The sequence below is a fragment of the Bacillus sp. 95MFCvi2.1 genome, assembly GCF_000374965.1.
GTDB lineage: Bacteria > Bacillota > Bacilli > Bacillales > Bacillaceae_G > Bacillus_A > Bacillus_A pseudomycoides.
The window spans coordinates 187929-202436 of record NZ_KB895697.1 but is presented as its reverse complement, the minus strand read 5'-3'; the positions used below and the strand labels follow the sequence as shown (position 1 = coordinate 202436).

The 14508-nt window shown below is 32.5% G+C and carries 12 protein-coding genes and 2 pseudogenes; 10 read left to right on the top strand and 4 right to left on the bottom strand.

Annotated features, from left to right (window positions below):
• The first annotated feature begins 947 nt into the window (after positions 1 to 947).
• The 7 genes and pseudogenes from C568_RS0113790 to C568_RS0113760 all read left to right on the top strand — a co-directional run.
• Positions 948 to 2339, top strand: coding sequence for a M60 family metallopeptidase (locus tag C568_RS0113790; RefSeq protein ID WP_029427282.1), 1392 nt, complete (start codon positions 948 to 950; stop codon positions 2337 to 2339).
• 1260 nt (positions 2340 to 3599) lie between these two features.
• Entirely contained in the window at positions 3600 to 5132 is a 1533-nt protein-coding gene (locus C568_RS0113785) for a hypothetical protein (RefSeq protein WP_018781877.1), read from the top strand.
• Between the two features lie 469 nt (positions 5133 to 5601).
• A complete protein-coding gene (locus C568_RS0113780; RefSeq protein WP_018781876.1) occupies positions 5602 to 6111 on the top strand; it encodes a DinB family protein in 510 nt (169 codons plus the stop codon).
• 403 nt (positions 6112 to 6514) lie between these two features.
• Complete coding sequence (locus C568_RS0113775) at positions 6515 to 7429, top strand: class I SAM-dependent methyltransferase (protein ID WP_018781875.1); 915 nt, start codon at positions 6515 to 6517, stop codon at positions 7427 to 7429.
• A gap of 353 nt (positions 7430 to 7782) precedes the next feature.
• On the top strand, positions 7783 to 8244 hold the full coding sequence (locus C568_RS0113770; protein ID WP_018781874.1) for an SAM-dependent methyltransferase: 462 nt from the start codon (positions 7783 to 7785) through the stop codon (positions 8242 to 8244).
• A 26-nt stretch (positions 8245 to 8270) separates the two neighbouring features.
• Positions 8271 to 8810, top strand: coding sequence for a GNAT family N-acetyltransferase (locus C568_RS0113765; RefSeq protein ID WP_018781873.1), 540 nt, complete (start codon positions 8271 to 8273; stop codon positions 8808 to 8810).
• Positions 8811 to 8920: 110 nt separating this feature from the next.
• A pseudogene (locus tag C568_RS0113760) lies at positions 8921 to 9214 on the top strand (IS4 family transposase); the annotation flags it as partial.
• A 281-nt stretch (positions 9215 to 9495) separates the two neighbouring features.
• Here the strand turns inward: C568_RS0113760 and C568_RS0113755 are convergent.
• Positions 9496 to 9693, bottom strand: a complete 198-nt coding sequence (locus C568_RS0113755) for a DUF3955 domain-containing protein (protein ID WP_018781871.1) — start codon at positions 9691 to 9693, stop codon at positions 9496 to 9498.
• 798 nt (positions 9694 to 10491) lie between these two features.
• On the opposite strand from C568_RS0113755, the gene C568_RS0113745 reads away from it, so the two are divergent.
• From C568_RS0113745 to C568_RS0113730, 3 genes are all read left to right on the top strand, one after another.
• Complete coding sequence (locus C568_RS0113745; protein WP_018781869.1) at positions 10492 to 11442, top strand: tyrosine-type recombinase/integrase; 951 nt, start codon at positions 10492 to 10494, stop codon at positions 11440 to 11442.
• Between the two features lie 211 nt (positions 11443 to 11653).
• Positions 11654 to 11848, top strand: a complete 195-nt coding sequence (locus C568_RS0113735; RefSeq protein WP_018781867.1) for a hypothetical protein — start codon at positions 11654 to 11656, stop codon at positions 11846 to 11848.
• Positions 11849 to 12072: 224 nt separating this feature from the next.
• Positions 12073 to 12663 carry a DUF4030 domain-containing protein gene (locus C568_RS0113730; RefSeq protein ID WP_018781866.1) on the top strand — a complete coding sequence of 197 codons (591 nt, stop codon included), beginning with the start codon at positions 12073 to 12075 and terminating at the stop codon, positions 12661 to 12663.
• Between the two features lie 116 nt (positions 12664 to 12779).
• On the opposite strand, the gene C568_RS30835 is transcribed toward C568_RS0113730, so the two are convergent.
• From C568_RS30835 to C568_RS0113715, 3 genes and pseudogenes are all read right to left on the bottom strand, one after another.
• A complete protein-coding gene (locus C568_RS30835) occupies positions 12780 to 13085 on the bottom strand; it encodes a hypothetical protein (RefSeq protein WP_231398767.1) in 306 nt (101 codons plus the stop codon).
• 200 nt (positions 13086 to 13285) lie between these two features.
• A pseudogene (locus C568_RS30830) lies at positions 13286 to 13765 on the bottom strand (transposase); the annotation flags it as partial.
• Between the two features lie 122 nt (positions 13766 to 13887).
• Positions 13888 to 14448, bottom strand: coding sequence for a hypothetical protein (locus C568_RS0113715; protein WP_018767572.1), 561 nt, complete (start codon positions 14446 to 14448; stop codon positions 13888 to 13890).
• Between the last annotated feature and the right edge of the window lie 60 nt (positions 14449 to 14508).

Genomic DNA, 14508 nt, shown 5'->3' with positions numbered 1-14508 from the left:
TATTAACAAAAATATCCAGTGTTTATTTGGAAGTCTTATTCAATTAAATGGCCCTTTAGTTGAGTAAGATCCGAAAGGGTTGAATGCATACTCTATACAAATCCAGTTCACATAACGCACAATTATCGGTAGCGAAGACAAGGAGGATCCTTACTCTCACAAGGGATCCTCCTTTTTTTGTTCTATGGATCTATGCATTTTTTTATACATTCCTATCCTGGCGTGGTTTTAGGGTTCTCGTTTGTTACTGGATTAGCCGAAAAACTGTATAAAATCTTGCATGCTCTTAGCGTGGCTTTTTTCCAAAATGCTGACGATATCCCTTTATGTAATTATACATATTAACGAAAAATACACTAAATGAATATTAAATATAGTAAAATATAAATTCTGACACGTTCTATAAATCAGATTCTTTCGAAAGGCGTAACATATCAATCATTATAGGGGATGTGGCGTTACTCCGATACTGATCTCAAATCTCTTGTATTTTGTGAACTAACAATCTGGTGTATATAGGCCTCGCCATATCAAAAAAAGAAAATTGTACGTTATCAAGACCTAAATTGTAAAAAGTCATAAAGAATAAAGGGCGATACATATTAGTTATGTATAAATGGAAGTAATAGCCATATAAATCTATTTTAATTCTTCGACATACCTACTATGCAGAATACAACATGATCTGCCTTGCTTTCTCATTTGGATATGGTGGGAAAAGTCATGACCGTTTCTATACGCGGCCAGATGCTCCACTTCAAAATTATATATAGGTATAATTTTTACGTGTATGAAATAAGAGAGGGGGGATAAGTAAATTTAAAAAAGTAGCCATAGTAAGAGGGATTTTTATTGTATTAACATAATAAAATGATATAAAGGGCTAGTGAGGAAATCGGCGTTTCGTATGAACGTTAGAACGAATTTAAATGAAAGGAATGATTGATATGAACAAAAGAAAGAATCGTAAATTACAAAAACCAATGAAAGTATTTATGGCATCTGCTGTTTTGACAACGACATTATTTACATCTATGACTGTAAATGGTTTGAACATTCATGCTGAAACTACGCAAACCCAGGTGCAATATGAAGAGAGGACGTTTGAACTTCCAAGTACAGGACATTATATGGGTGAAGCAGCAAGAGAAAGAAGAAGTGAGCAACGAAACTATACGCCAACAGGAATCTATGTAAAACCGAATGAACAAGTCACAATTGAAGTATCGGGACTATCAGGATTAGACAAGCTTGGAGCAACTATTGGGACAAATGAATATGATAAAGAGGGGGGAAAAGCATTTCGTCTTTCCCCGGGTTCTAACACCATCTCCTCTCCAAACGGTGGTTTATTAGGGTTTGATAACTGTGAAGGGAAAGGAACCGTTAAGGTCAAAGTAACACAAGGTGGAAGTCCCGTTCCATTTTTTGAATTAGGAAAGCATACGAAAGTAGACTGGATTGCCATGATGGACAAATATCCAGATGCACCTGCTGTACAATTGAAATCTAAACGAGCAGTACTTACTGTTACTCGCGATAGTGCGAAGAAATATATTACGGATCAAGATCCTGTGCCCCTATTAAAAAAATATGATGAAATGATTCTAGCACAAGATAAAATATCGGGACTATCTGAAACAAGTTCTAATCCGTTACATCGTTCAACTCGCCGTCTTTGGGCTTTTGTAGAAAATCCTAACAACCCACCGGGCATGTACATGTATGCAGGTCGAGATGGAGTCGTATTTACTACTGCTTATGATGCAATTAAAAGTGCTTTAAATGCAAATGAATTTGGATGGGGACAAATGCATGAAGCAGGGCATACAAGGCAACAATACCCTTGGACGTGGGATGGAGTAGTTGAAGTCAATGTTAATATATACTCTTTAGTTGCACAAAAACAATTATTTCCAGCTCAACCAACACGTTTAGAAAAAGAAGGGGATTATGACAGAGCCTTTCAATACTTAAAACAAACAGATAAAGAATATGAAAATATTAATGACCCGTTTGTGAAAGTTGTTATGTTTTGGCAACTTCATTTAGCATATGGGGAAGATTTCTATCCAAATCTTCACAAACTATATCGAGAGTTGCCAAAAGACAAACTTCCAGAAACGAATGAAGATAAAATACAAGCCTTTATTTACAATACATCGAAAGTAGCGAAACAAAATTTACTGCCATTTTTCGATCAATGGGGACTGAAAGCATCACAAGAAACAAGAAAAAAAGTAGAAGCTTTGAATTATCCAACATTAACTGCCCCTATATGGGAAGCGACGGATGCGAAACCTGTTAAACCAACCGCTGCGTATGGTCCGAGAAAATAATGAAAGCAAGTGTGTGATCTAGCTAGTAGGGGTCACTATATTATTCTGGGAAAATTGTACGCTAAGGACTACAAAGCCTTATCATTACAGCTTTCTTTAAAGGCGATTGAGTGTTAAGAAAGATAAAAAGCTAAGTTTAATTGAACATTGATTTGTTTACACACTTTATGAACATGTTTATAGCTATAAAATGTTGATATTATTGTGTTTTAGCCTCTGTTCATAAACATAAGATTTTCTGAACAAATATCTCTTAGCGTATAGTAAAACGGGTTAATGGTGTCCAAATTGTGTCTAAACGTACAATTTTCTTTTTTGATATGGTGACCCATACCCATCAACTTAAGAAATTTTATTACCCCCCAAGTACAAAAAAACGTTATTCTTTCTAAACAAGCTAGATTAGAAGGAATAACGTTTTCTGTGGATTATGGATATAAATTTATCTTAGGTTGATAGAGATGTATGGTGACCCCATGCCCATCAAGCTAAGATTTTAGAGTACCCCCTAAACGGAAATTTTGTGTGTTTTATAGCACCGAAGTTCATTTTTATCGTTTTACTTTTAGGGCAACCTGTTCTGTTAAGTTGATGGTGATGGGATAGCACCATCAAAAATTGCTTTCAAAGGAGTTTGGGTTTATATATATAAATATTCATTTTATTAAATTGTTAATTTCTAATGGTATAATATGTATAAAACTCTAATGGATGGAGCTTTTTTAATGAAAAATTATAAAAAAACTAGTAAATGGTTTTATTTTTCCTTCAATTTCATAATGTTTGTAGCTTCAATATTTGGATTCATTATTAGTATCATAGACTATAGAACTTGGATTTTATCTTGTACATTTCTGTTAATCTCTATTAGCTGTGTAATTTCATGTTATAAAGAAATTACACTCAAAAAATCCGAGTGATTTTCGATTAAAGGGGGAAATGCTCATTAATTTAAGAAATTAGTTGTTCCCAAAGTAATAAAAATAAACTTCGTTGTTATAAGAGATACAAAATTTTCGTTTTTGGGCATTATAAAATTCTTAAGTTGATGGTCATGTATGGTGACCCCTATTAGCCGCTGTATTAACAGATTGGATGACAATCGTGCACATGTGATTAATATGATCTTTGGTACTTATAGAATGCTAGAAACAAAAGAATCGTTTGAGAGCAGTTAATACTAACCGGCTCTATTTTAATTAACAAATGACTCTATTTTAACTTGCGAAATACATCAATTAGTAGAAGGAGGAAATATACGTGAGTCAAAATGTTAGAATTGCCAACCTCCCAAGTTATAAGCAAACGAAAACTTTAAAAGAGTGCAACGAGCTCCTCAGTTCCATTTTAGAAATCAAACAAATATCTGCTTTTCAATGGTTATTTGAAAAAGGGAACTATTATATGGAGATTTATTTATCCTTTGTTGATGGAAATGGGGATAGCATCGATTCAGATTTATGTAACTGTATAGAAACATGTATACCTTGGAAATATTTGAACAACGACGAATCATTGTGGTTTTATACGCAGCTTCGTCTTGATATTGCAAGAGCTTTTAACTGGGATATGTTTGATATACAAAGCGATAACATTTATGCACCTATCCATACACATGATCTTAAACCACTATATAAATTATCGTCAGAAGAAAAGAAACAATCTGTACCTGTTTCTTTATTATCATATAAAATAGCTGAACCCACTGTATTATACCGGCAAAAAGGTATACTTTGTGCGAAAGATAATGCGAGAAAAAGATACTCCAATCTAGTTCACCTTTTCGAAGATAAATTTATACATACATACGATGGTGGAATGTATGTTTCGGATATACCCGGAATACAAATCCGCGAGGGAAGTTCTCTTCATTGTATTGATGAAATTACTGATATTGGACGTGAAATGATTAAAAGAGATGATGACTCCGTACTTTTAGCTGATGGACCTTTAGTAGAAGGATATCGGGCACATGTAGCTATTTGTAATCTATATCCATTAAATTTGATTGATATTCTTCCGCTATCTCCGCCATTTACATGGATATCGGAAAATGAAAATAAATTTATTGCGCTAGTTCCTCGGAAAGATTTACATGAGAAAACTCACTTTGATATCAAACCAGCAACTGTAAAAGGAACGAAATTAAGAATCTCAGAAGAAGCCGTACAATCACATCCGTGGTTAAATGATGCCCTGAATCCCGAAAAGTATCACCTCATAGAGGTTGATCTAGATTTACGTAAGTGGAAACCTGTATTAACCCAAAAGGACTTTTTAAAGAATATACACCTTTCCGAAAGTGGTTATATCGAATTTATGGTATATTCTCAACAGGAAAATTGCATTTACATCATGGATGGGTCAAGAATTGGATGTATTGAATTAACTAACCAAAGCTTCCAATGGATTACAGAACTTGGTGGGGATTTAAAGGTTTATTGTTTAAGTGTAAGCCCTTGTGGTAACTATATTGCGATTGGCGGTATAGCTGATGATCGGTATTCTCCAAGTTCATTTTCTTTAATACATGCCCATACTGGAAAGTTCATTTTCAGACTCCCAGTTTTTAAAACATTTCATAGTGCGATTTATTCGATTAGATGGCACCCAGACAGTCAATGGCTAGTATTAGGATTAGCAAACGGAACTCTTATAGAACTTAGCCTAGACGGCGAAGCACGATATTTCAAGGCGCTCAAAGGCAGCATAAGTCATATATGTTTTAATCAAAACATGATGTATGTAACAGGGAATGAAAAAGTGATTCGAGCCTGGAAAGTCGAAGAATAAAATTAGCTTTTTGGTTCAAAAGATTTTGAAGTTAAAATAGACGCAATTAAGACAAAGTCCAGAGGAATTGGTTAAAAACCCAATTTTCAAAATACGTTGGTTTCTTGAGCCATAAGATCAATGTTTTCAGCCACCTTTTAATCAAACTTTGTTACAAAGTAACATTAATTCAATAAGAATTAAACAACTTTATTATTGATTTTTGAGTACCAATACATTTAAATGGATAGAAATTAAACAACTTTAAAGAGCCTTACTACAAAAAAATGTAGCAAGGCTCTTATATATTTATATCGAAATTAAATAACTTTATTATCACCTTACACTATTGAACTGATAAATAGGGGTGGTGACAGGGGAGTTGGTACGACCCCTTAACGTAGAGTAGTGAAGGAAACCCTTTTTATCGTAGAGAATATATACGGAATAGGAATCTAAGTATGTACTTTCAGGTGAAGGGAGAAATCTCATGAATAAATTTGTAAATGACAAGTTTTATGAAACGAGAAATAACCTATTAAAGGAGATTACTTTATTGAGTGATGCTCAATTCAATAGTAAGCCAGATATAAATAAATGGAGTATAGCACAAGTTTGTCATCACTTAGTTTTATTAGATGAGGCAGCTATAAAAGTTATTTCATTTGGATTAAAAGAGATTGATAGTACCCAAAAAGAGTGTCAAGAAATTCACTCTATATTATTAGATAGAACGAAAAAATTTACAGCTCCAAAAGTTGTTGAACCAAGCTTAGAACCATTTGAAGTTCAGCAAATGATTGATTTGTTAAACGATTCGAGAAAAAAATTGATGACTTTTCTTAGTACAATAGAAGACGTATCCATATTAGCGAAAAAATCAGTGAAGCATCCTGCTCTGGGAGAATTACTTCTTGATCAATGGATAGAACTGATATATTTGCATGAACAGCGTCACATAGAACAAATAAAAGAGATAAAACTACTTTTTGAAAGTTGAATAGTATACGAAAGCTCTATCCGATTGGATGGGGCTTTTTATAATAAAATCTAATTATACAGGAGACCAATTTTATTTCCATGATTAGATTTCGATGTAACAAAAAGGTGTTTTACTAATAATGTTACGAATTATTTTTGATTCAGTATTTTGTTACAGCTAGTTCAATAGTTAGGATACTTTAATATCTTCAAATACAAAACGTAACAAAAACGGTCGTTTTTGTTACGAAAGAACATGGTTCTTAGGTGTCAATATTTATACGAAAACAACCCAATCAAAATAGTTGACAAAATTTTTTATTTGTGCTATAATTTACTTTTGTATTTTTCGGTTATATAATAGGATTCTCCTGGCCAGGGGAATCCTATTTTTTTGTTCTAAAATGAAGGAGTGTGTTTGTATGAAGAAAGGTGAGTCAAGTTTAACTTCGTTAATATCAGCTTTTGGAAGATCTTATCATAGTCAATTTGATACCCCTAAAATCTTTAATGATTATATAGCTAAAGATTTAATTTCACAAAAAGAATTCAATAATATCAAAGACAATATGGTTCAAGGCATACATTTCTTCAACAAAGATATCGCGCAAAAGTTTAAGGGGAATACAGAAGAAATATTAAAATGGATTACACAAATTCAACTTTCTCCAACACCCTTGGCACGTGCTGCGTATTGTGAAAAAGTATTAATTAATGAAGTAATGTTAGGGTTAAAACAATATGTCATACTTGGTGCCGGGTTAGATACTTTTTGTTTTCGACATCCAGAATTGGAAAACACCTTAGAGATATTTGAAATTGATTATCCTACTACACAGGAATTTAAGAAGAACAGATTGGATGGAGCTAATTTTAAAGTTCCGAGTAATCTTCATTTTATTTCTATGGACTTCACCAAAAAGTTTTCCTACCAAAATCTAAGAGATGGAGGATTTGGTAATAAAAAAACTTTCTTTAGCCTTTTAGGTGTTTCTTATTATTTAACGAAAGAAGAAATTTCAAGTTTAATAGATAATTTATTCGCCAAAGTCCCATCAGGAAGTTCCATAGTTTTTGATTATGCAGACGAAAAACTCTTTGAAGAAAAAGGAATCTTTAATAGAGTTGAAAATATGGTAAAAATGGCTTCAGCAAGCGGGGAACCAATGAAGTCATGCTTTTCTTATTATGAAATTGAGAGAATGTTAGAAAAATCTGGTTTACTCATTTATGAACATTTATCACCTGATAAAATTAATGAGCTGTATTTTGACGATCGAAAAGACTACCTATCATCCTTTGAGACCATTCATTACATTCATGCTGTAAAGAAATAAAATACGCTGACGATACACATTACATTAAAAAAATCCATCTCAAAAATGGCCGAATAACAATCTTTTGCTAGGGATAGCGCCACATCGCCATCAAGTTAAAATTTTGTAGCCCCCCCAGAACGAAGTTTTAGACTTTCTTGTAACAAATAACCTCACTTTATCGCTTTTGGGGTGACTTGTTTTCTTGGTTTGATAGGTATGTGGTGGTACCCAAAATAGAAATAATTTTAGGGAGGGGCATATTTTTTTAGTAGGTTATTAGTAAAACTTATTAAGTTAATAAGAAAAATAAAATTTAATTATCGTTAAATGTCTTATAGGATTAATAAAAAGGAGTGTTTGGAGGGACTTATATGGAAATTACAATTAAACCAGTTGCATATGTTCATAATTCTCGTGAAGAATTGAAAGATGATAATTGGGGTTGTGTTGTTTCAGTAATTGAACTAACTGATGAATTAAATGAATCTGCATTACAAGGCATAGAGGATTTTTCACACTTAGAAATCATTTTTTACTTTGATAAAGTACCTGATGATAAAGTACAGTATGGAGCAAGGCACCCGAGAAATAACCTCGATTTCCCTAAAGTTAGAATTTTTTCACAAAGAGGAAAAAATAGACCGAATAAATTAGGTGTAACTACAGTTCAATTGATAGAGCATACTGGTAATAAATTAGTGGTAAAAGGCTTAGATGCAATAGATGGAACACCTATTATTGATATTAAACCTGTAATGAAGGAATTTCTTCCCAAGAATGAAATTAAACAAGCAAATTGGTCTACTGTTTTAATGAAAGATTATTGGAAGTGATGTGATAGATAAAAGGGGATATATATATGAGTACATTTCAAAAGAATATTTTAGCTAGTTATAATGGGATACATATTCGTGTTTTTGATAGTAAGAAAGATGATGTTGAACAGTTAACCAGAGTATTAAATAAGTCATATAAAAAACTGGCTGATTTAGGTTTTAATTATCTGGCAAGTCATCAGGATTCTAGTATTACTCTTGAACGAATTAACAAGGCACTATGCCTTGTTGCCATTCGAGATAATAAAATTATTGGTTCAATTTCTTATTACTCACCAAAAAGTAACAAAGGATGTAATTGGTATAATAAAGGTAATGTAGCAACAATAGGTCAGTTTGGCATCCATCCTTCTTATCAATCAATGGGAATCGGAAGAAAGTTGATTGAATTAGTTGAAGAATTAGCAATAAAAGAAGGGATAGAGGAACTCGTATTAGATACAGCTGAGGGAGCCAGTCATCTTATTAAATATTACGGTGATAAGGGATATCGTTTCATTGAATATATCAATTGGGAAATTACAAACTACAGAAGTGTTGTTTTAAGTAAAAAATTAAATTAACTACTGATAACGCTGATTATATAAAAGGAACTAAGGGTTTGCACTATCCATAAAGCAAAAAAAGACGTTATCCTTTCTGTAGAATTATAGGAAAGGATGGCGTTTTTTGTATGTCTATTTCTGTATCTGATCAATTACAACTATTTGCTCAAGAGATTCAAAGCTTTTTATCTCCAAATATCTTACGAGATCTTGCTAGAGATGTTGGCTTCGTGCAACGAACAAGTAAATACCAAGCAAAAGATTTAGTCACTTTATGTGTATGGATGAGCCAAAATGTCGCTACGACTTCTTTAACTCAGTTATCTAGCTGTTTGGAAGCATCGACAGAAGTGCTTATCAGTCCTGAGGGACTGAATCAACGATTTAATCAAGCGGCTGACCAATTTTTACAACACCTATTAGGGGTCACCATACATGCCCATCAACTTAAGAAACTGGTTGTTCCCCAAAACAAAAAAAACGAGCTGATTTCTCAAAATAACTAACTGTAGAGAAAGAAAATTTTCATTTAGGGGGTACTTCAAAACCTTAGCTTGATGGCGATGTTGCCGTACCCCTATAAGGACTAGTCTCTTGCTTCGCTTTAACCCAATATCTACCTCACACCCAAATACAATGAGAAAACCATAAAAAAACTTTTCACAAGATTAAAAAAAGAGCCTTATTAAGGCTCTTTTTTAGTCTATTTATTAACTTTATTCATTTTACTTACAAAAAGACTAATTATACCTATAGCTAAAAATGAATAACCCATTGGTAGTAAATAGAATGGTTCCACAAGAGTACCATCCGATGCAACTTTAGATCCAATAGTATTATAACTAACTACACACCCTATCCCTAGGATAAATGGTATTAAAGTTAAAATATATTTTTTCATTTTAAAACCTCCATATGTAAGGATTGTTTGATACAAAATAAGTGATTTATAAGTTAATAAGGTTGAAGCTACTCCTTTATAAATTATTTAATTATAAAGGATAAAATCCCAGCAATTATGCATGTAATGCCGCCTAAAAACTGTCCTATTCCAGTAAGCTTGTCTAAAAATGATTCATATTTTTTCGTACTATATATACCCCATAATACTAAGAATACTCCAAAGAGTATAAATGCTAGTTTTAAAATCATCGTATGGTTACCTCTGTATAATATATTTTTTTATGCATGTATTTCTTATACTTTATACTTTTATTATCACATTGAAATAATAGTTAAACTATCTAATAACCTTACATAAAGGTGACAGTGTTGTAAGATTTCACAAATAAAAATATAAAAGGAGAAGTCTGTAAAATTGAAGGCTTCTCCTTTGGTCCATATGTAATTTATCATTAAAAAATCACGCAAATTATCGTCTGAAATTACAAACGCTACTTTTTCGTGGGTTCATGTAGTTCCTAAAGGTGTACCTTTTGATACTGCACAAACAAATTAGTAATAAATTTCTCAATGTGGATATTGTCATTATTTTTAACTATAATATTCAAAATTAACAGTTAATGTAATATGATAAAAAAGTGATGGCTATCTCCCTATTTGTTTCTCCTTATGCCAAAGATAAGACCGAGTTTCTGGTCTTATCTTTTTTATTTATATATTTTCTTTGGGGATGAATGGGTAAGTGGAATATGTGTAAAATTTGATATACTAAAAGAAAAATTAGGATGATAAGCTTATGCCAACAAAAGAATTTCAAGATACTGTACAACATTTTTCTTCTTTCTTATTAAATAAAGGACGCAAGCCTTCTACAATTAAACGATATGCTTATGATATTGAAGACTTTGGTCATTGGTTGCAAAAATCTAAAAAACTTCCTACACATAATATATGGACGACGCTTGGTACAAAGGATTATGAAGCGTATTTCTATGATTTAAAACAGCAACGAAGGTACTCTGATAAAACAATGCATCGTGTCTATATTGTCTTAAATAGAATGTATCAGTATTTACAACTGCCAAATCCGTTAGAAGAGATGCAATTTAGTATTCAACCTAATCGTGCGTTACGTGATGGAGACTTTATCTCAAAAGAGGAAGAAAAAAGGTTAAAGTATATTTTAACTTCATTAGAAGAATTAACGGAAAAACAACGTTCTGTTCGTTCAGTACTTATGGATCGTAACATTTCTATTGTACATTTATTCGTCAATAATGGATTATCCTTACAGGAACTTGTAAGTTTACAGATGAAGCACGTTCATTTTGAAAACAATACAATCTCAGTACCAAAAATAGTGGGTATAGAAAGAACAATCCTTTTAACTGAAGATGATAAAAAACGATTGTTTAACTATTACAAGGTCATTCCTGAACCTGTTCGTCCCAAATACCATAGTAATGATCCCTTATTCGTAGCCTTCGATTTTACTCGGAATACCTATCATTGGTCATATGAAAACGATGCACCGAAAGCCCTAACAGAGATTGCTGTTCAAAAGATGATTCGACTTGAAGTTGCTCGAGCAAATTTACGTAAAGGGATCTCAGCGCAACACTTACGGAACACGTTCATTCTACGACTTATTGAGCATCATGTTTCAGAGGAAGAAATTATAAAACAAGTAGGCTTTAAATCTAAACTTTCGTTAAAAAGATATTATGATTACATCAATCAAAAATAACGGAGGAAGACAACGTGGAAAGAAATGAGAAACAGGAAATACAGTACATAAGAGTGTACACATTAATGGATAAAAGTACAAAATCCATTAAAGTTGCGTCCTGGCGAACTTTTAAAGATGAAATGAGAGTTCTAGGTATAAAGGAATCAGATATTTTTCAAATTCAGTTAATTAAAAAGCAATAAGAGAAAACTGAAGGGAGTATGTTGCAATGAATAAAGGAGATGCTATTTTACGGTTACTTATGGAAATGAAGTTTGAAATAAAAGAAGTAAAAGAACAAATGGAACAGATGCAAAAATCTCTGGAAAACATAGAGAAACAAAGCCTAACTAAACAAAGTGAAGCCTCTTCGACTGTTTCTAAAGGAAATCGTGATTGGAAATATCCCTCTAAAATGAAATGAAATTGATAACAGTTTCAATACAAATTAAGGAGTACGGTATTGGTCTGTACATTGATTTGTCGCATCTGTAAAAATTAGGTGAAGGTTTTTCGTTTGCTTTGGAGAATACCTAATCCAATATGAAAATAGAAGTTAGATTGATTACACTTGTATTATGTTTTTTATAATCTACGCTCAGATACGACTCAAATATATAACAAGGAATCACTGGAAAGGAGATTGGGATGAAAAAAGGAAAAGGATTATTGTTACCTCTTTTATTAGCCACTTTATTAAGTGCCTGTCAACAGAACGATAAAGAAGAAGCAAAAAGTGAAGAATCAAAAGTTATGGACACTATTATGGAAACGATAGATGAAAAGGACTTCCTTAGTGCCTCCATGAGCGATACACCAAGAACAGTAGACTTAGAAATAGCTGATACTGTAAATACAAGTAAGGTAAAAAAAGAGATTAACGCTCGGTTAAAGAACCAAGATATTAGACTATATACTATTAATGTTAGTCAAAGAAATATGGACATCGTAAAAATAGAGAACAGATGGGATAATATTTACAGTTATATTTATGAAGAATTGTTCCAGAAAAAAGGATACAAAGGCTTTTCAATGCGGGCTTATATAGAATTGAACCAACCTACTCCGTTTGCTATATATACTCCTATAAATAGTACTGATACAGGAGCTAAAGAACTTGGGAAGAAGATCGAGAAAGAAATTGATAATTTACTTAAAACACCGCAAGCACAAAAATGGATTGAAGATGATTTATATACTATTGAAGTTTATAGTCAAGATAATCAAAGAATCAACTAACAAATTTATTAACAGGATATAGAATGCTTTAATATTAATGGGTTAATCCTTGAAAAAAAGACTGGAATCCCAGTCTTTTTTAATTTGTACATAGGTATTAAATTTAAGGAATTGTATTATTTATAATAAACTTGTCCACCATAGAGATATATGGTTCCCCCACCATAATTTTTTAGTCTAAGTTGATAATAATTATTATATCCATCTAAAAGGTAAGCAATAGGAATGTTTAATCCACTCGAAAAGGAACCTTTAACTCTATATTCTTGATAAGGCACTTCATCTTTATATATTTGAACTGCCAATCCAGAAGTCTTAGTTTTTGGTTCTACCTGTACACTTTGAGGTAGGTAAAATGATGTGCCACTATCAATCCACTTATAGTTGCTAAATGACATTTCTCCAAAATTATAAATGTTCATAGCAAGAGGATTAATCTTTGTATCCTGCTGAGTATTACCCTCAAAGTTAGAACTTCTTAAAGAGGTTCCGCCACACATCCATCAACTTAAAGTATATTTTTGTACAAAATGCGGTCTTTCCACTTAGTTTTTTATAATCTTTTATAGAAGTTATAAAAGTAGGCATATCAAATAAACCCTGACGGGTTTCAATTTTTTTACTATGCTACTTTATGATTAGAAGTGGTATACTCATAAACAACACCCAAAATATCAAAGACTGTCTTTTTCTCGTATCGATGAGATTTTCGTCCGTTGTGCTGTAGGAGGTTAAACTGACGAAGGAGAACCTTTGATAGCTCTTGGGTGTTTTTATGTAATGCTTGATGAAACAGTAAAAAATAATCCTTAATCATGTACATCGCTTTATATTCACTTAGCTCTTTCTGTTTCTTACGTAACAGGAGTTCTCTCATTTTAAACATAGTAGAAGAACATAATAAGATACTAATGAGTTGACCATAAAGATGACATTCTAACCGCTCTTGTTTAATAGATTTGCAACGATGAATTTGAAACCAAGATTTCCATATTTTAAATAACAGCTCAATTTGCCAACGTAGTGAATATAAATCACAGATTTTCTCTTTTGGTACCCATTCCGTAGGAATATTTGTCATATATACCGTAATAATCCTTAAGTTGATGGATGTGTGGCGGGACCCCTAAATCAGCATCTCAAAAACAAGGAGACGCGCAGAATTAAAAAGAACAGACTTTTCTTTTTTGAAAAGTCTGCTCAAAAATAAATAAATTCAAGTAATTACCATCCAAGCCAAACAAGGCCTTGGTGCCATGAACCATCTGTATTCACTAAGGTTACAACATAGTCTCCTGCTTTCATAGGACCAAAGAAGTCTGTAACATAATCGCCACCGCTCATTGGTCCTCCTTTTACAGTATGGGTTACAGTGTTTCCTGATGATAAACTTTTTACTACAACTTTAAAATTAAAATTTTTATTGTTTTGAATACCTACTCCAATATTTCCATTGTTTGCTACAGATATAGTTTTCTTCACTTGAATTGATGTAGAAAAATTATAATTACCGGAATATCTCCAATCAAATGCTGCAGCTGCTTTTTCTCCAATAAGATTATTTTTATCAGAAAAATTTGGTACAAATGGTCTTTCTACTTCACTTGTATTTTCAACTATACTTTCAATTCTATCTGAAATATATTGTTGGTTTTCTGAATAAGCTGTTTCAGTTGCTTTATTCGGAGAACTCACAGGTTTTACTGTATCAGCTGATGCTGCACCAATCCCCCCAGTTAATGCAATACCTGTCGCTAATGCCCCGACTACTAATTTCTTGAACATAAAAAATCCCCCTTTAATAGTTTTGTAACTCACACCCTAAATGTATCATCTTTTACAAAA